Genomic DNA, 17,590 nt, shown 5'->3' with positions numbered 1-17,590 from the left:
GGAGCCTCGTCCCGGACTTCCGCCACGTCCGACGGATACCTGACAGAAGATGTCCGGTATCGCTGGCACGGTCGCCGTGTACGGACAACGCACACGGCGAGGAGTGGCACGGAATGACGACGGAACACAACGGCACGGCGGGCGCGGGGAGCCTGGCGGGGCGGGTCGCGCTGGTGGCCGGGGCGACCCGGGGCGCGGGCCGGGCGATGGCCGTGGAGCTGGGCCGGGCGGGGGCGGTCGTCTACGTCACCGGCCGCACCACCCGGGACCACGTCAGCGAGGTGGGCCGCCCCGGCGAGACGATCGAGGGAACCGCGGAACGGGTCACGGCCGCGGGCGGCACCGGCATCGCCGTCCCCTGCGACCACCTCGTACCGGAGCAGGTCGCCGCACTTGTCGCCCGGATCGACCGGGAACAGGGCCGCCTGGACGTGCTGGTCAACAGCGTGTGGGGCGGCGACCACCTCCTGAAGTTCGACACCCCGCTGTGGGAGCTGGACCTCGCCGACGGCCTGCGGATGCTCCGCCTCGGCGTCGAGACGCACCTGATCACCAGCCACCACGCGCTGCCGCTGCTGCTGCGCGCCCCCGGCGGCCTGCTGGTCGAGATGACCGACGGCACCGCCGTCTTCAACCGCACCTACCGCGGCAACCTCTGCTTCGACCTCGCCAAGAACGCCCCGCACCGCATGGCCTTCGGCCTCGCCGCCGAGGTGGAGCGGTACGGCGCGACGGTCGTCTCGCTCACCCCCGGCTTCCTGCGCTCCGAGGAGATGCTGGACCACTTCGGCGTCACCGAGGAGAACTGGCGGGACGCCATCGCCCAGGAACCGCACTTCGCGGTGGCCGAATCCCCGGCGCTGGTCGGCCGCGCCGTCGCCGCCCTCGCCGCCGACCCCGACCACGCCCGCTTCACCGGCCGCTCCCTCTCCAGCGGCGGGCTCGCCAAGGTCTACGGCTTCACCGACACGGACGGCTCCCGCCCCGACGGCTTCGGCTACTTCGAGGACGTGGTCCTCGGCGGGAAGGAGGGGACGGCGGAGGACTACCGGTAGGCGGCGCCGGCGGTGCGCCGGCGTCCGGTGCGGCGGGCGGACCGGCGCACCGGACACCGGCGCACCGGCGTCACCACCGACGACCGGCGCGCCGGGGACCCGCTGCTCCTCGACGGCGGCGCGGGCTGCCGCCTCTCCCCGCGGCCGCCGCGCAGTTCCGCACGGCCCGCCACCGCGCGGCCCGGCCGGAGGCGGGCTGAGTCACCCGCCGTACACCTCGGCCATCCGGCGGGCCGCCGCCGTGAACCGGTCGCGCAGCGGCTCCGGCGCCAGCACCTCGCACTCGGGCCCCAGCCCCAGCAACTGGGCGTAGGCGACCTCGTCGTCCTCCACCGCGAGGGTGAGCGTCCACCGGCCGTCGGCGTCCGGACCCTGCGCCCGCGCCACCGCCTCCTGGGCCGCGGCGGGCTCCGTGACATACGGCAGCCGGCGTATGCCGTGCCCCGTGAGCCGGAGCACCACCTCCTCCCGCAGCAGCGACCGGGTGAACTGCACGGCCCGCTCCGCCCAGAACGCGGGCAGGTCGAAGCCCGGATCCCGGACGAAGCGGCCCTCCTCCGCCGCGGTCACGGAGACGAAGCGATCGACGCGGTAGACCCGGAACGGGGCAGCCGGCGGGGCGTCCGCGCCGGGACCGGCGGGGGCGGACGCGCGGTGCCCGGAATCCGGCGGTGCCGGGGAGGCGGGCCGCGCACGGGCCGCCAGATACCAGACCCCCGCCTTCAGCACGAGGCCGTACGGCTCCAACTCCCGCTCCACCTCGCGGTCCTTGCGCAGATAGCGGGCGCGCACCGGGCGGTCGTCCCACACCGCCTCGGCGAGGGCGGGCAGCTCGGCGGGGGTCTCCGGGCTGCGGTACCAGGCCGGGGCGTCGAGGTGGAAGCGCTGGGCGGCGCCGGACGCGGCCTCCCGCAGCTCCGGCAGGAGCGCCGCCGAGACCTTCAGCCGCGCCGCGGACGCCGCATCCGCCAGGCCCATCTCCCGCAGCGCGGACGGCACCCCGGACAGGAACAGCGTCTCCGCCTCGCTGCGGCCCAGGCCCGTCAGCCGGGTGCGGTACCCGCCGAGGAGGCGGTAGCCGCCCGCCCGGCCGCGGTCGGCGTAGACCGGCACACCGGCCTCGGAGAGCGACAGGACGTCCCGGGCGACCGTTCGCTCGCTGACCTCCAGCTCCCGCGCCAGCTCACCGGCGGTCATCGACGGCCGGGACTGGAGGAGCAGCACCATCTTGATCAGGCGGGCAGCACGCATGGAGCCATCATGCCGGGAACCACTGACAACGCCGCGCCACGCGGCGGCCGTTGGGGCCCGGAGCGCACCACGGCCCGGCCGACCGCGCCCGAAGCACCACGGCCCGGCCGGCCACGCCCGAAGGCGCGGCCGGCCGGGCCGGAGGGTTTCCCGTGCGAAGCCCGGGCGCGGTGGGTGATCTCCGCACGGGAGCGGGGGAGCGGCCCGTGGCGCCGGATGGTGCACCACGGACCGCCCGGTCCTGGGGGCGGCAGCCGGCAGAGGCCGGGCCGCCCGGAGGCGGGGCCGGGCGCCCCGCCGCTGGTCACCGGCCGTGACGGCCGCTGATCACAGGCCGTAGCGCGCCTTGGCCTCCTTGACCGTCTCCGGCTTGACCTCGCCCCGGCGGGCCAGCGCGGCCAGCGCCTGGACGGTCACCGACTGCGGGTCCACACCGAAGTGGCGGCGGGCCGCGTCGCGGGTGTCGGAGAGGCCGAACCCGTCGGTGCCGATGGAGGTCCAGTCCTGCTCGACCCACGGCGCGATCTGGTCGGGCACCGCCCGCATCCAGTCGCTGACCGCCACCACGGGACCGGGCGCGCCCTGCAGCGCACGGGTCACGTACGGGACGCGGTCCTCGCCGTCGAGCCGGGCGGCGTCGCACTCCAGCGCGTCGCGGCGCAGCTCCGTCCAGGACGGCGCCGACCACACGTCGGCCGCCACGCCCCAGTCCTCGGCGAGCAGCCGCTGGGCGTCCAGCGCCCAGTGGATGGCCGTACCGGACGCCAGCAGCTGGAGGCGCGGCGCGTCCGCGGCCGCGGACGCCGCCTCCTGGAAGCGGTACAGACCCCGCAGGATCGCCTCCTCGTCCAGCCCCTCGGGCATGGCCGGCTGCACCTTGGTCTCGTTGTAGACCGTCAGGTAGTAGAAGACGTCCTCGGCGTCGGGGCCGTACATACGGCGCAGCCCCTCCTTGACGATCACCGCGACCTCGTACGCGAACGCCGGGTCGTACGAGAGCGCCGCCGGGTTGGTGGAGGCGATCAGGTGCGAGTGGCCGTCGGCGTGCTGGAGGCCCTCACCGGTCATGGTGGTGCGGCCCGCGGTCGCGCCGATGACGAAGCCGCGGCCCAGCTGGTCGGCGAGCGCCCAGAACTGGTCGGCGGTGCGCTGCCAGCCGAACATCGAGTAGAAGATGTAGAACGGGATCATCGGCTCGCCGTGCGTCGCGTACGACGTGGCGGCGGCGGTGAAGTCCGCGAGCGAACCGGCCTCGGTGATCCCCTCGTTGAGGATCTGGCCGTCCTTCGCCTCCTTGTAGTACAGGAGCTGGTCGCGGTCGACCGGGTCGTAGGTCTGGCCCTTCGGCGAGTACAGACCGGCCGACGGGAACAGCGACTCCATGCCGAAGGTGCGGGCCTCGTCGGGCACGACCGGAACCCAGCGCTTGCCGGTCTCCTTGTCCCGCATCAGGTCCTTGACCAGCCGGACGAACGCCATGGTGGTGGCGATCTCCTGGCTTCCGGAACCCTTCTTCAGCGCGTCGAACGCCTTCTCCGACGGCATCGGCAGCGGCTTCGGCGTCACCTTGCGGGCCGGTGCGGGGCCGTCCAGGGCCGCCCGGCGCTCGCGGAGGTAGACCATCTCGGGGGAGTCCTCGGCGGGCCGCCAGTACGGAACGGTGTCGCCCTCCAGGGCGCTGTCCGGAATCGGCAGCTCCAGCAGGTCGCGCATGGCGCGGAACTCCTGCCCGGTGAGCTTCTTCATCTGGTGGTTGGCGTTGCGCGACTCGAAACCGGCGCCGAGCGTGTAGCCCTTGACGGTCTGCGCGAGGATGACGGTCGGCGCGCCCTTGTGCTCGACGGCCGCCTTGTACGCGGCGTACACCTTGCGCGGCTCGTGGCCGGCGCGGGAGGTCTGGAACAGCTCCAGCAGCTTGGCGTCGTCCAGCGAGTCGCCCAGCGCGCGCAGCCCCGGCGTGGCGCCGAAGAAGTGCTCACGGATGTAGGCGGCGTCCCGCGTGGCGTACGTCTGGAACTGCGCGTCCGGCGTCTCGCGCAGGCGGCGCACCAGCGCGCCGTCGGTGTCGAGCGCGAAGACCTCGTCCCACGCCCGGCCCCACAGCGACTTGACGACGTTCCAGCCGGCGGCGCGGAACTGCGCCTCCAGCTCCTGCACGATCTTGAAGTTCGGGCGGACCGGGCCGTCCAGACGCTGCAGGTTGCAGTTGATGACGAAGGTGAGGTTGTCCAGGCCCTCACGGCCGGCCAGCGCCAGGGCGGCGGTCGACTCGGGCTCGTCCATCTCGCCGTCGCCGAGGAACGCCCAGACATGGCTGTCCGAGGTGTCCTTGATGCCGCGGTGCTCCAGGTAGCGGTTGAAGCGCGCCTGGTAGATGGCGGAGAGCGGGCCCAGGCCCATCGAGACGGTGGGGAACTCCCACAGCCAGGGCAGGCGCCGCGGGTGCGGGTAGGACGGCAGGCCCTCGCCGCCGGCCTCCTGACGGAAGTGGTCGAGCTGCTCCTCGCTCAGCCGGCCGTCGAGGAAGGCGCGGGCGTAGATGCCGGGGGAGGCGTGGCCCTGGATGTAGAGCTGGTCGCCGCTGCCCGTGCCCTCCTTGCCGCGGAAGAAGTGCTGGAAGCCGGTCTCGTAGAGCCACGCCGCCGACGCGAAGGTGGCGATGTGGCCGCCGAGGCCGAGCTTGGAGCCCCGGGTGACCATGGCGGCCGCGTTCCAGCGGTTCCACGCCGTGATGCGGGCCTCCATCGCCTCGTCGCCGGGGAATTCCGGCTCGGCGGCGGTCGGGATGGTGTTGACGTAGTCCGTCTCCAGGGGCGCGAGCGCCGGGTCGGCGGTGTGTTCCACCGCGCGGCGCATCAGGTACGCCGCGCGGTGGGGGCCCGCCGCCGCGGTGACGGCGTCGAGCGACTCGCGCCACTCGGCCGTCTCCTCCGGATCCCGGTCCGGGAGCTGGTCGAGCTGGCTGTACGGCAGGCGCACGGGATCGGGCATGGGTGGCCCCTTTCCGGACAGAGGGGGGAATGCGTTCGGCAGGCATTCGGCAGGCAGGGGTGTCGCGCCCCGCGGGCGACGATACGCCCCTGATCGATGATCGATCAACGCTCCCCGGGAGAATCACCGCAGGTCGGCACGGGGTGCCGCATAACCGGGCACCGCGTGCCAGACAGAAAACGGGGCGGAAACGGCCCCGTACGGCCGCCCCCGCCCCGTCGTTCCCCGCGGTCAGACCCGCGGCGCGCAGCTCAGCACATGGGCCTTGAGCAGCGGGCCGATCCGCGGATCGCGGCGCCGGAACGCGTCCACGATCTCCTGGTGGTCCTGGGCGTGCGAGCGCGGCTCGGGGCTGAACCAGCGGATCGACAGCGTCGTCCACACCTCCACCCCCAGCGACTCCCAGGTGTGCAGCAGCACGCCGTTCCCGGCCGCCCGCACGATCTCGCGGTGGAACGCCACCGTGTGCCGCACCTGCGCCTCGCCGTCGCCCGTCCGGTCCGCCTCCCGCAGCCGCTCCACCTCGCGCTCCAGCGCCTCGGTGTCCTCGGCCAGCCGGCCGGCCGCCAGCTCGGCCGCGACCTGCTCCAGACCGGCGCGGACCGGGTAGCTCTCCTTGAGGTCGGCGGGGGTCAGGTCCCGCACCCGGACGCCCTTGTTCGGCGCCGACTCGATCAGCCGCAGCGACTCCAGCTCCCGCAGCGCCTCGCGCACCGGCGTCTGGCTGACCTCCAGCTCGACCGCGATCCGCCGCTCCACGATCCGTTCGCCGGGCTGCCACCTGCCGCGGACGATCCCCTCAAGGATGTGCTCGCGGATCTGCTCGCGCAGCGAATGGACGACGGGCGGGGTCATGACGGTGCTCCTCGCGGGTGGGATGGTGACGGAGACGATACGGGGCGTGGTCGTCGCCCGGCAGCGCCGCGGGACGGGGATCACACGTGGTGCTGCTCACGGCCCGCCCTCTGCGGTGCAGGTCGCGGGCGTGGGAACGCGAGCGGCCCCGCCCGGGAGAACCCGGACGGGGCCGTGTGCACGCGCTGGTCGCGCCTCGCTCAGAGACCGATCTCGGTCTCGAACTCGGCGGCTTCCAGGATCTGCTTGACCGTGGTCAGGTAACGGGCGGCATCCGCGCCGTCCACCAGACGGTGGTCGTAGGAGAGCGCCAGGTAGGTCATGTCCCGGACGGCGATGGTCTCGCCGAGGTCGGGGTGGTTGATGACCACGGGGCGCTTGACGGTGGCGCCGATACCGAGGATGCCGACCTGGTTCGGCGGCACGATCACGGTGTCGAAGAGCGCGCCGCGCGAGCCGGTGTTCGAGATGGTGAACGTGGCTCCGGCGAGGTCGTCCGGGGTGATCTTGTTGGAGCGGACCTTGCCGGCGAGGTCGGCGGTCTTCTTGGCGATACCGGTGATGTTGAGGTCGCCGGCGTCCTTGATGACCGGGGTCATCAGGCCCTTCTCCGCGTCCACCGCGATACCGACGTTCTCGGTGTCGAAGTAGGTGATCGTGCCCTCGTCCTCGTTGATCCGGGCGTTGACGACCGGGTGGGCCTTCAGCGCCTGGACGGCGGCCTTGACGAAGAACGGCATCGGGGAGAGCTTGACGCCCTCACGCTGCGCGAAGGCGTCCTTGGCCTTGTTGCGCATCCGCATGATCTTGGTGACGTCCACCTCGACCACGCTGGTGAGCTGCGCCTGGCTGTGCAGGGCCTTCATCATGTTGTCGCCGATGACCTTGCGCATCCGCGGCATCTTGATCGTCTGACCGCGCAGCGGCGACGCCTCGATGACGGGGGCGGCAGGCGTCGACGAGGCCGCGGCCGGGGCCGGGGCGGCCGGGGCCGGAGCGGCGGCCTTGGCGGCCTCCGCGGCGGCGATGACGTCCTGCTTGCGGACGCGGCCACCGACGCCGGTGCCCTTGACCGTCGCGAGGTTGACGCCGTTCTCCGCGGCGAGCTTGCGCACCAGCGGGGTGACGTACGCGCCGTCGCCCTCACCGGCGGCCGGAGCCGGGGTGACGGGGGCCGGGGCCGCGGGGGCCGGAGCGGCGGGCGCGGCCGGAGCCGGAGCCGGGGCGGCGGGCGCGGGCGCCGGAGCCGCGGGGGCGGCCGGGGCCGGAGCGGCCGGAGCCGGGGCCGGGGCAGCAGGGGCGGCGGCCGGAGCCGCGGCGGCCGAGCCGATGACGGCGAGCTTGGCGCCGACCTCGGCGGTCTCGTCCTCGGCCACCAGGATCTCCAGCAGGGTGCCGGAGACCGGCGCCGGGATCTCGGTGTCGACCTTGTCGGTGGAGACCTCCAGCAGGGGCTCGTCCTCCGAGACCTCCTCGCCGACCTCCTTCAGCCAACGGGTGACGGTGCCCTCGGTGACCGACTCGCCCAGCGCGGGCAGCGTGACGTCGGTGCCGGAGGCGCCACCGGCCGGGGCGGCGGCGGGCGCCGGGGCCTCGGCCGCGGGGGCGGCCACGGGCTCGGGCTGCGGCGCGGCGGCGGGCGCCTCGGCGGCGGCCGGGGCCGGGGCCGCGGCGGGGGCACCGGAGCCGTCGTCGATGACGGCCAGCTCGGCGCCGACCTCGACGGTCTCGTCCTCGGCGACCTTGATGGCCGACAGGATGCCGGAGACGGGGGCGGGGATCTCGGTGTCGACCTTGTCGGTCGACACCTCCAGCAGGGGCTCGTCGGCCTCGACGCGCTCACCCTCGGCCTTGAGCCAGCGGGTGACGGTGCCCTCGGTGACGCTCTCGCCGAGCGCCGGAAGGGATACGGAAACCGGCATGGTTTCTGTTGCTCCTAACGGATGGTTTCCCCGCGGGCCGGTGTCGGCTCGCGGGGAGGTGCGGATGTGGTCGCGCCCGGGACTGAGGGTCAGTCGTGGGAGTGGAGGGGCTTGCCGGCCAGCGCCAGGTGGGCCTCCCCGAGAGCTTCGTTCTGCGTCGGGTGCGCGTGAACGAGCTGCGCAACCTCGGCCGGCAGGGCTTCCCAGTTGTAGACCAGCTGGGCCTCACCGACCTGCTCGCCCATACGGTCACCGACCATGTGGACGCCGACCACGGCACCGTCCTTGACCTGGACGAGCTTGATCTCGCCCGTGGTCTTCAGGATCTTGCTCTTGCCGTTGCCCGCGAGGTTGTACTTCAGCGTGACGACCTTGTCGGCGCCGTACAGCTCCTTGGCCTTCGCCTCGGAGATGCCCACCGAGGCGACCTCGGGGTGGCAGTACGTCACGCGCGGCACGCCGTCGTAGTCGATCGGCACGGTCTTCAGACCCGCCAGCCGCTCCGCCACCAGCATGCCCTCGGCGAAGCCGACGTGCGCGAGCTGGAGCGTGGGGACGAGGTCGCCGACGGCCGAGATCGTCGGAACGTTGGTCTGCATGTACTCGTCGACCAGGACGTAGCCGCGGTCCATGGCGACGCCCTGCTCCTCGTAGCCCAGGCCCGCCGAGACCGGCCCGCGGCCGATCGCGACCAGGAGGACCTCGGCCTCGAAGGTCTTGCCGTCGGCGAGGGTCACCTTGACGCCGTCGGCGGTGTACTCGGCCTTGTCGAAGAAGGTGCCGAGGTTGAACTTGATGCCGCGCTTGCGGAAGGCGCGCTCCAGCAGCTTGGAGCTGTTCTCGTCCTCGACCGGGACGAGGTGCTTGAGGCCCTCGACGATGGTCACGTCGGTGCCGAAGGACTTCCACGCCGAGGCGAACTCGACGCCGATGACGCCGCCGCCCAGCACGATCGCGGACTTCGGCACGCGGTTCAGCTTCAGCGCGTGGTCCGAGGAGATGATGCGGTCGCCGTCGATGTTCAGGCCCGGCAGCGACTTCGGCACGGAGCCGGTCGCCAGCAGGACGTGGCGGCCCGTCACGCGCTGGCCGTTCACGTCGACGGAGGTCGGGGAGGAGAGCTTGCCCTCACCCTCGATGTACGTCACCTTGCGGGAGGCGATCAGCCCCTGCAGGCCCTTGTACAGACCGGAGATGACGTCGTCCTTGTACTTGTGGACGGCGTCGATGTCGATGCCCTCGAAGGTGGCCTTGACACCGAACTGCTCGCTCTCGCGAGCCTGGTCGGCGACCTCACCGGCGTGCAGCAGCGCCTTGGTGGGGATGCAGCCGTTGTGCAGGCAGGTACCGCCGACCTTGCCCTTCTCGATCAGGGCGACGTCCAGGCCCAGCTGCGCCCCGCGCAGGGCCGCGGCGTAACCGCCACTGCCGCCACCGAGGATCACTAGGTCGAAAACGGTGCTGGCGTCGTTCGCCACGTCACGTCCTCCATGCATGGGTACGCCGGAGCCGGTCTCCGATGACCGGTCGGCGGCTGTGGTTCGGCCGCTCTTCACGTCGGCCCTGGGTAAGGGGGGCCCTGTCCTGCCGAGAACCCATCTTCGCACTTGTTCGGGGAAGCTGGGACGGCGGGCCGGGCCTGGCGGCGGCACATGTACCGCCGCACAAGGGTTACTCGGGCGTAGGCGGCGGGGCCGTGGCGCGAAGCGCCACCTGGGAGGGGCGGCGGGGCGGCCCACGGATTTCGTTGAGGGCGAACGCCGTGCCCGAGGGGCGCCCGGATCGCGGTCACCCGCGGCGCACCGACGGCCCCGGACGGTGAAGCCCGGGGCCGTCGGACGCGCAGGGGGGCGGGGCTCAGCCCAGGTCGCCCGAGGCGGTGCGCTCGGCCAGCCGCAGCAGGGTGCGGACCGACGAGCCGGTGCCGCCCTTGTGCGTGTAGCCGTACGGCGCGCTCTCGTGGAACGCCGGGCCCGCGATGTCGAGGTGGGCCCAGGTGATGCCCTCGCCGACGAACTCCTTCAGGAACAGACCGGCGACCAGGCCGCCGCCCATCCGCTCGCCCATGTTGGCGATGTCCGCCACCGGCGAGTCCATGCCCTTGCGCAGCTCGGCGGGCATCGGCATCGGCCAGGCCTGCTCGCCGACCTCCTCCGCGATCTCGTGGATCGTGGTGCGGAAGGCGTCGTCGTTGGCCATGATCCCGAAGGTGCGGCTGCCCAGCGCCAGCATCATCGCGCCGGTCAGCGTGGCGACGTCGACGATGGCGTCCGGCTCCTCCTCCGAGGCGCGGGTCAGCGCGTCGGCGAGCACCAGCCGGCCCTCGGCGTCGGTGTTGAGCACCTCGACCGTCTTGCCGCTGTACATCGTCAGCACGTCACCGGGGCGGGTGGCGTTGCCCGAGGGCATGTTCTCGGCGAGCGCCAGCCAGCCGGTGACGTTCACCTCCAGGCCCAGGCGCGCCGCGGCGACGACGGTGGCGAACACCGCGGCGGCGCCGGCCATGTCGCACTTCATCGTCTCGTTGTGGCCGGCCGGCTTCAGCGAGATGCCGCCCGAGTCGTAGGTGATGCCCTTGCCGACCAGGGCGAGCGTCTTCGTCGCCTTGGCGTGGGTGTGCGCGATGCGCACCAGCCGCGGCGGGGTGTCCGAGCCCTGGCCGACGCCGAGCAGACCGCCGAAGCCGCCCTTCTTCAGCGCCTTCTCGTCCAGCACCTCGACCTTGAGGCCGAACTCCTTGGCCGCGGCCTGCGCCTCGGCGGCGAAGGCCTTCGGGTCCAGGGCGTTGGACGGGGTGTTGATCAGGTCGCGGGCGCGGTGGATCTCCGCCGCCAGCACCTGGGCGCGCTCGGTCGCCGCCTTGAACTCCTTGTCCCGCGGCTTGCCGCCGACCAGCGTGACCTCCGCGAGCGGCGCCGAGGAGCCGTTGCCGCCCTTCGCGCCCTTCTTCCCCTTGGCCGGGGCGGCGTCACTGCGGAACGCGGTGAAGGCGTACGCGCCGAACAGCGCGCCCTCGGCGACCGCGGCGGCCGCCTCGGCGTCCTCCAGCGGCAGCGCGAAGGCCGCCTTCTTCGTGCCGTTCAGCGCCCGCGCGGCGCTGCCCGCGGCGCGGCGCAGCGTCTCGTTGTCGTACGTCTCGCCCTTGGCCGGTGCGGCGCCGAGGCCGACCGCCAGCACGACCGGCGCCTTGAGGCCGTCGGCGGCGGGCAGCTTGGTCACCTCGCCCTCGGCACCCGTCGCGCCGAGAGTCTCCAGGACGGCGGCGAGCTTGCCGCCGAACGCCTCGTCCACGGCTTCGGCGCCGGTGGCGGGAACGGCGCCCTTGGCGCCCTTGGCCACGCCCACGACGACGGCATCCGCGCGCGCCGTTGCGGCGGAGGAAGTACTGAGGGTCAGTGCAGTCACGGTGATGAAAGTCCTGTTCCGTCCGGGAATCCGTTCGCGCTCAGGGAGCAGCGTGCGGCCGAGCCTACGCTCGGGGCGCCCGCGGGGAACGGGGAGCGGCCGGTGCGGCCCGATCCCCGCCGCCCGCACGGACCGCACCGCCGTGGCCCAACGCACCTTTCCGATCAGGGGAGTTGGGGGTTTTCCGGCCGGTACGGGCCGCCGGGGCAAAGGGGGCGAACGGCTTGTTCCGCACCCGGAATGAGAGCGGCGCCACAGTGACGGCGCGCGCGACGACGGCGCCAACGGCCCCTGAACGGGGCCCTCGGAGGCGTCCTGCCGGGCGCCGACGGCCCCACGAGGACCGGCGAGGCGCTCCCCGGCAGCGGCTCAGCCCAGCGCCAGGACCACCAGCGCGGTGAGCGCCGCGGTCTCCGCGAGCGCCCCGAACACATCGCCCGTCACCCCGCCCAGCCGCCGCCGGCAGTGCCGCAGCAGCCCCTCGGCGACGGCCACCGCGACCACCACCGCCAGCGCGCCGTGCACCGCACCGAAGGGCCCGCCCGTGGCGCCGGCCGCGGCCGCCACCGCGCAGACCAGCGCGGCGCACCCGGCCGCGGCGCCGCCCGGCACCGCCCCGGCGACCGCGGCGCCCAGCCCCTCCGGCCGCGCGGCGGGCACGCCCCGGCGGCAGGCGAGGGTCAGCGCGCAGCGCGCCGCGGTCGCGGAGAGAACGGCGGCCACGGCGCCGCGGACCCAGCCGTCGGCGTACAGCCCGGACAGCGCCGCCACCTGCGCCACCAGCGCGAACAGCAGGGTGATCACGCCGAACGGGCCGATGTCGGACTGCTTCATGATGCGCAGCGCGTCCTCGGGCGGCTTGGCGCTGCCCAGGCCGTCGGCGGTGTCCGCGAGGCCGTCGAGATGGAGGCCGCGGGTGAGCGCGGCGGGCACCGCGGCGGAGCCGGTCGCGGCGAGCAGCGGGGAGCCGCCCAGCGCGAGCAGCGCCGTGCCGGCCGCCGCCGCGCAGACGCCGACGACCAGCCCGGCCAGCGGCGCGCAGAGCATCCCGCCGCGCGCCGCCGCCCGGTCCCAGCGGTGCACCCGCACCGGCAGCACGGTCAGCGTCCCGAAGGCGAACCGCAGCGCGTCCCCGGCGCCGGCCCGTCCGCCGGGCGGCGCCGGCGCGGGTACGGGGGCGGGGGCGGCGGAATCGGGCGTGTCGGTCATCGCGGCAGGCTAACCCGGAGGCCGCGGCGGAGTGCCCGCCGCCCTCACCGCGACCGCTGCGCCGCGCCGACCCGGGCCGTCCCGGCCGCCCGGCGCCGTGCCGCCAGCTCCCAGCCCAGACAGACCAGCAGCGTCGCCGCGACCGCCGCGATGTGCTCCTTGCCCGCCAGGTTGTTCTTGACGAACACCACCTCGCCGACCATCGCCGCCACCACCAGCGCACACGTCACCCGCGCCCGCAGCCGCCAGCACACGAACACCGCCAGGCCCACCACCGCGGCCGACGGCCCGGTGTCCACCACCCAGGCGTCGCCGGGCGGCAGCCCGATCGGATTGTCCGGCCCGAGCCGGATGCCCAGCCGCGCGTAGAGCGTCCCGGCGAGCGTCGCGGTGTACGCCAGCGCCAGCGTCCGCCACCGGCCCAGCGTCACCTCCGCGATCCCGAACACCACCAGGACCTGCGCGAGCGCGCCCCACACCGGCAGATCGAGCGCCGGGACGAAGAGCGAGAGCGGGGTGCGCAGCAGCGCGAGCGGGAGCGGAGCCTCGGCGGTCGGCGCCCCGGCCGCCTGCACCGGTCCGTACCCCCAGGGCTGGTTCTGCACGATCTGCAGCATCAGCGTCAGCGTCACCGACGCCAGCGTCAGAGGGATCGCCCGCAGTCCGCGCGCCGCCAACGGCTCCCGCACGGCCCGCCACAGCGGCCCCCACTCGGCCACCGCGGCGCGGCGCACCACCCCGCCCCGGACCGGCTCGCTCATCGGTTGCTCCCTGCTGTTCACAGCGCGGCGCGCCGCCACCGCCTCTCCCGTCCGGAAGGCCGCCGCGCGGCCCTCGGGGGTGTCTTGTCGATCTTCGTGGGGCCGTGACCCGATCCCCGAAGATCGACGAGACACCCCCTCGGCGCACGCTGCCCCGAGCATGGCCCGGCCGGCCGGCGACCTGCGGCATTTCACCGGGGCGCGGACGGACGAATCGGCTCGGGGCGGACGGCGCGCCGGGGCCCGCCGGCCGCGGTCAGTCGCGGACCGGCAGCTGCGCCGCCAGATCGGCGGCCGCCCGGACCAGCGGCAACGCCAGCAGGGCGCCCGTTCCCTCGCCGGCTGTGACGCCGTGGTCGAGCAGCGGGTTGAGCGCGATCCGGTCCAGCGCCTTGGCCTGCGCCGGTTCGCCGCTGAGCTGTCCGGCCAGCCACCAGTCCGGGGCGCGGAACGCCACCCGCTGCGCCACCAGCGCACACGCCGCCGACACCACGCCGTCCAGGATCACCGGCGTCCGGCGCACCGCGCTCTGCAGCAGGAAACCGGTGATCGCCGCCAGATCGGCGCCCCCGGTGGTGGCCAGCAGCGCCAGTTGGTCGCCGAGGACCGGACGGGCCCGGCGCAGCGCATCGCGGATCGCCGCGCACTTGCGCATCCACGCCAGGTCGTCGATCCCGGCGCCGCCGCGGCCGGTCACCACCGACGCGTCGGTCCCGCAGAGCGCGGCGATCAGCGTCGAGGCCGCGGTCGTGCCGCCGACGCTCAGATCGCCCAGCACCACCAGGTCCGTCCCGGCGTCGGCCTCCTCGTCGGCGACCGCCATCCCGGCCCGGAAGGCCGCCTCGGCCTCCTCGGCGCTCAGCGCGTCCTCGATGTCGATCCGCCCCGAACCGCGCCGCACCCGGTGCCGGGTGACCTCGGCGGGCAGCTCCTCGGCATCGCAGTCCACCGCCATGTCGATCACCCGCAGCCCCGCCCCGGCGCCGCGGGCCAGCACCGCCGCCGGGCTGCTGCCCTCCAGCGCGGCCCGGACGAGGTCCTTCGTTCCCCCCGCCGGGCGCCCGGAGACGTTCAGCCGGGCCACCCCGTGGTCACCGGCGAAGAGCAGCACCCGGGCGCGCTCCAGCGGCCGCACCGGCACCTGCCGCTGGGTGGCGGCCAGCCACTCGCCCAGCTCGTCCAGGCGGCCCAGCGCCCCGGGCGGCAGGGCGAGCCGCGCCCGCCGCTCCTCGGCGTCACGGCGCGCGCCGCCGTCGGGGCGCTCGATCAGGTGGGCGAAGTCATCGAGATTCAGGGCGCTCATTCGGCGCAGATTACCGGCAACCGCGCCCCGCCGACGCGCCCGGAGCGCACCCCGTGCCACCGGAGCGGCACCGCCCGCCGCCCCGCCCCACCGCAGGCAGCAGCGGTGCCGCGCCCTCGGCCCGGCCTCCTGCGGCCGGCACGCACCGCACCCCGCGCCCCGGGCCCCGGACCGGGACGCCCGCACCCGCCGCACCCCGGGCGGCCCGCCGTCTCCCCGCCCGCCCCTACCGTGCGAACCGCACCTCGCACACCACCGGCGCCCACGAGCGCAGCACCGGGAAGCGCTGCCCGTACCCGCCCGCCGCCCCCGGCAGCGCCAACCGGCCGCCCGGCAGCGGCAGTTCCCGTACCGAGGCGATGGCCGGGTGCAGTGCGGCGAGCGCCGCCAGCTGACCGCGCTCCAGGCACCAGCGCACCGCGCCCGGCAGCGGCCCGGCGGTCAGCGCCGGGCAGCCGCGGGCCACCGCCGCCGCCCGCCGCGGCAGCGCGTCGAAGACCAGCGCCCCGCCGGGCAGCCGCTCCGCGCACGCCGCCAGCAGCGCCCGCACCTCCCCGGCCGGCTGCCGCATCAGCAGCCCCGGCGCCGTCACGATCACCCCGCGGGACGGCTCGCCCACCGCGTCCAGCCAGCCGCAACCGTGCGCCTCCCGCACCACCGTGCGGCGCCGCGCCCCGTCCGGCAGCAGCATCCGCCGCACCGCCGCGGTCTCCGGCGACAGCACCGACAGCCAGGACAACTGCCCGTTGTCCAGCCGCCAGTAGCCGGTGCCGAGCCCCTCACCGAGCGCCACCACCGTCGCCTGCGGGTGCCGCGCCACATACGCCCGCACCGCCGCGTCCACGCACCGGCCGCGCCGCCCGGACGCCCGCACCCCGGGCGGATCGACCGCCCCCAGGTCCCGCGGCGCCCGCACCGCGGTACGGGGACGGCCGTGCGGCACGCCCCGGTGGCAGGCGCCGACGGGCACGGGGGAGTCCGGCCCCGTCCGCGCGGTCGGCCCGGTCAGCTCCGTCAGCTCGGATTCGCTCACCGTTCAAGAGCACCCGCCGCCGGGCCGCCGGGCAAGCGGACACGTGCCCCGCCGGCCCCGCGTCATCCACGCAGCGCAAGCGGCTGCCCGGCGACGACCAGCAGCACCTGCTCGCACTCGGCGCCGAACGCCGCGTTCAGCCGCCCCAGTTCGTCCCGGAACCGCCGCCCGGCCGGGGTCGCCGGCACCACCCCGGACCCGACCTCGTTGCTGACCGCCACCACCTGCCTGCGCGTCGCCCGGACGGCCGCCACCAGCGCGTCCGTCCGCTCCCGCAGCGCCCGCCGCCCCCCGGCCTCCCACGCCGCGTCGTCCCACGCCCCGACCTCGTCCATGGCATGCGTCAGCCACAGCGCCAGACAGTCGATGAGCAGCGGCGACGCATCGAAGACCCGGTCGGCCGCATCGTCGCCGCCCGGCCCCGCGCGCCGCCCGGCGCCCGGCTCCCGCGCCGGTCCGAGCAGCGGCCCGCCCGCCGCGTCCCGCTCCTCACCGGTCAGCAGCGGCACCAGGTCACAGGTCTCGGCGGTACGCCACCCCGGAGGCCGCCGCTCGCGGTGCAGCGCCACCCGGTGCGCCCACTCCGCGTCGCCCTCCCGGGTGCCGCCGGTCGCCACGTACAGCACGTCCGGGAAGCTCGCCAGCCGCCGCTCGGCCTCCGCCGACTTGCCGCTGCGCGCGCCGCCCAGCACCAGCGTCCGCCGCGGCAGCTCCGGCGGCGCCCCCACCGGGAACTCCCCGGCCACCAGCGTCGTCCCGTCCGGCACCGCCCGCGCGCCCGCCGCCGCCAGCCTGCGGTGCAGCTCCGGGCCCGGCGGCACCGTGTGGTCCAGGTGGACGGCGATCACATCGGTCGCCGCGTCCACCGCGCCGCTCGACCGCAGCCGCGCCAGCGCGTCCGGCCGCCCGAGGACGTCCAGCAGCACCAGGTCGTACGGGCCGGTGCCGCCCATCGCCTCGTAACCGCCGCCCGCCGCCGCACCGTTCACCGGACCCGCGGGCGCGGCGCCCGGCGGCAGGTACAGCAGCCGCTCGCCGCCCCCGCCGCCGATCTCGTAGCCGGTCCCGGGGATGTCCACCGCGATGGCCCGCACCCGGTGCCCGTCCAGCAGCGCCAGCTCCCGCCCGTCCGCGACCCGCCCCGGCTGCGGCAGGCCCGCCGGGACCTCCATCGCCGGACCGTCGTGCGGATGCGACAGCAGCACCTGCCGCACACCCGCCAGCGACTGCCCCGCGCGGGCGGCGGCGAACGCCGGGCCGGGGGTGAGGTCGATGAGCAGCGCGCCGTCGATCAGCAGCGAGGTCGCCGCCCGCGCCTCGTCGCCGACGGCGGTGGCGCAGGCCGCGCACGGGCAGCCGGGGCGCGGCAGTCCCTGGGGGGCTCCGGTGCCGAGCAGTGTCAGTTCCACCCGGCGATTTTCCCCCGGGCCCGGCCGCACAGCGCGCCGGGGACCTCTCGACACGGCCGATAGGCTGCTGACCGGCACCACGTACGACCAGCAGGGCAACACGCCCGGCAGCACATCACGGCACGGCGGACGGGGCCCCGGCACCCGCCGCCGCGCCCAGGGACCCAGGAGGCGGACATGGCGTGGACGTGGCGGTTCGAGACGGCGGACGGTGCGGAGAAGGTGCCGTCGGTGCAGCCGGAGGAATTCACGACCCAGGGTGACGCCGAATCCTGGATCGGCGAGGAGTGGCGGGCGCTGCGCGACGGCGGCGTCGACCAGGTCCGCCTCTTCGAGGACGGCACCGAGATCTACGCGGGCCCGATGAGCCTCCACGCCGACGACGACTGACCGGCC

13 protein-coding genes are annotated in these 17,590 nt (G+C 75.1%); 2 read left to right on the top strand and 11 right to left on the bottom strand.

Going from position 1 to position 17,590, the window contains the following annotated elements; genetic code table 11:
- The first annotated feature begins 113 nt into the window (after positions 1-113).
- Complete coding sequence (locus ABT345_RS01690) at positions 114-1,055, top strand: SDR family oxidoreductase (protein WP_345083420.1); 942 nt, start codon at positions 114-116, stop codon at positions 1,053-1,055.
- 201 nt (positions 1,056-1,256) lie between these two features.
- Here the strand turns inward: ABT345_RS01690 and ABT345_RS01685 are convergent, their stop codons facing one another.
- The 11 genes from ABT345_RS01685 to ABT345_RS01635 form a co-directional block, all read right to left on the bottom strand.
- Entirely contained in the window at positions 1,257-2,306 is a 1,050-nt protein-coding gene (locus ABT345_RS01685) for a helix-turn-helix transcriptional regulator (RefSeq protein WP_345083419.1), read from the bottom strand.
- A gap of 327 nt (positions 2,307-2,633) precedes the next feature.
- Positions 2,634-5,297 carry a pyruvate dehydrogenase (acetyl-transferring), homodimeric type gene (gene aceE / locus ABT345_RS01680; RefSeq protein WP_345083417.1) on the bottom strand — a complete coding sequence of 888 codons (2,664 nt, stop codon included), beginning with the start codon at positions 5,295-5,297 and terminating at the stop codon, positions 2,634-2,636.
- A 231-nt stretch (positions 5,298-5,528) separates the two neighbouring features.
- Positions 5,529-6,152, bottom strand: a complete 624-nt coding sequence (locus ABT345_RS01675) for a GntR family transcriptional regulator (RefSeq protein WP_345083416.1) — start codon at positions 6,150-6,152, stop codon at positions 5,529-5,531.
- 200 nt (positions 6,153-6,352) lie between these two features.
- Positions 6,353-8,074 carry a 2-oxoglutarate dehydrogenase, E2 component, dihydrolipoamide succinyltransferase gene (gene sucB / locus ABT345_RS01670; protein WP_345083414.1) on the bottom strand — a complete coding sequence of 574 codons (1,722 nt, stop codon included), beginning with the start codon at positions 8,072-8,074 and terminating at the stop codon, positions 6,353-6,355.
- A gap of 89 nt (positions 8,075-8,163) precedes the next feature.
- A complete protein-coding gene (lpdA, locus tag ABT345_RS01665; RefSeq protein ID WP_345083412.1) occupies positions 8,164-9,552 on the bottom strand; it encodes a dihydrolipoyl dehydrogenase in 1,389 nt (462 codons plus the stop codon).
- Positions 9,553-9,931: 379 nt separating this feature from the next.
- Positions 9,932-11,479, bottom strand: coding sequence for a leucyl aminopeptidase (locus ABT345_RS01660; RefSeq protein WP_345083410.1), 1,548 nt, complete (start codon positions 11,477-11,479; stop codon positions 9,932-9,934).
- Positions 11,480-11,848: 369 nt separating this feature from the next.
- On the bottom strand, positions 11,849-12,688 hold the full coding sequence (locus tag ABT345_RS01655) for an adenosylcobinamide-GDP ribazoletransferase (RefSeq protein ID WP_345083408.1): 840 nt from the start codon (positions 12,686-12,688) through the stop codon (positions 11,849-11,851).
- Between the two features lie 44 nt (positions 12,689-12,732).
- On the bottom strand, positions 12,733-13,449 hold the full coding sequence (locus ABT345_RS01650; RefSeq protein ID WP_345083406.1) for a hypothetical protein: 717 nt from the start codon (positions 13,447-13,449) through the stop codon (positions 12,733-12,735).
- A 256-nt stretch (positions 13,450-13,705) separates the two neighbouring features.
- Positions 13,706-14,752 carry a nicotinate-nucleotide--dimethylbenzimidazole phosphoribosyltransferase gene (gene cobT / locus ABT345_RS01645; protein WP_345083404.1) on the bottom strand — a complete coding sequence of 349 codons (1,047 nt, stop codon included), beginning with the start codon at positions 14,750-14,752 and terminating at the stop codon, positions 13,706-13,708.
- Between the two features lie 226 nt (positions 14,753-14,978).
- Complete coding sequence (locus ABT345_RS01640; protein ID WP_345083402.1) at positions 14,979-15,785, bottom strand: class I SAM-dependent methyltransferase; 807 nt, start codon at positions 15,783-15,785, stop codon at positions 14,979-14,981.
- Positions 15,786-15,847: 62 nt separating this feature from the next.
- Entirely contained in the window at positions 15,848-17,194 is a 1,347-nt protein-coding gene (locus tag ABT345_RS01635) for a bifunctional adenosylcobinamide kinase/adenosylcobinamide-phosphate guanylyltransferase (protein WP_345083400.1), read from the bottom strand.
- Between the two features lie 177 nt (positions 17,195-17,371).
- Here ABT345_RS01635 and ABT345_RS01630 point away from each other — a divergent pair, with 177 nt between their 5' ends.
- Positions 17,372-17,584 (top strand): hypothetical protein, encoded by a 213-nt coding sequence (locus ABT345_RS01630; protein ID WP_345083398.1) that lies wholly within the window; start codon positions 17,372-17,374, stop codon positions 17,582-17,584.
- Positions 17,585-17,590 lie beyond the last annotated feature (6 nt).

Origin of the sequence: Streptomyces sp. NPDC000404 (assembly GCF_040300365.1) — a bacterium.
Classification (GTDB): Bacteria; Actinomycetota; Actinomycetes; order Streptomycetales; family Streptomycetaceae; genus Streptomyces; species Streptomyces ramulosus.
This window is presented reverse-complemented; position numbering and strand designations above follow the sequence as displayed.

Bases quoted from the DNA above. Each gene is read 5' to 3' on its own strand.
- ABT345_RS01690 (WP_345083420.1), top strand. From the start codon at position 114: ATGACGACGGAACACAACGGCACGGCGGGCGCGGGGAGCCTGGCGGGG.
- ABT345_RS01685 (WP_345083419.1), bottom strand. From the start codon at position 2,306: ATGCGTGCTGCCCGCCTGATCAAGATGGTGCTGCTCCTCCAGTCCCGG.
- aceE (WP_345083417.1), bottom strand. From the start codon at position 5,297: ATGCCCGATCCCGTGCGCCTGCCGTACAGCCAGCTCGACCAGCTCCCG.
- ABT345_RS01675 (WP_345083416.1), bottom strand. From the start codon at position 6,152: ATGACCCCGCCCGTCGTCCATTCGCTGCGCGAGCAGATCCGCGAGCAC.
- sucB (WP_345083414.1), bottom strand. From the start codon at position 8,074: ATGCCGGTTTCCGTATCCCTTCCGGCGCTCGGCGAGAGCGTCACCGAG.
- ABT345_RS01655 (WP_345083408.1), bottom strand. From the start codon at position 12,688: ATGACCGACACGCCCGATTCCGCCGCCCCCGCCCCCGTACCCGCGCCG.
- ABT345_RS01650 (WP_345083406.1), bottom strand. From the start codon at position 13,449: ATGAGCGAGCCGGTCCGGGGCGGGGTGGTGCGCCGCGCCGCGGTGGCC.
- cobT (WP_345083404.1), bottom strand. From the start codon at position 14,752: ATGAGCGCCCTGAATCTCGATGACTTCGCCCACCTGATCGAGCGCCCC.
- ABT345_RS01630 (WP_345083398.1), top strand. From the start codon at position 17,372: ATGGCGTGGACGTGGCGGTTCGAGACGGCGGACGGTGCGGAGAAGGTG.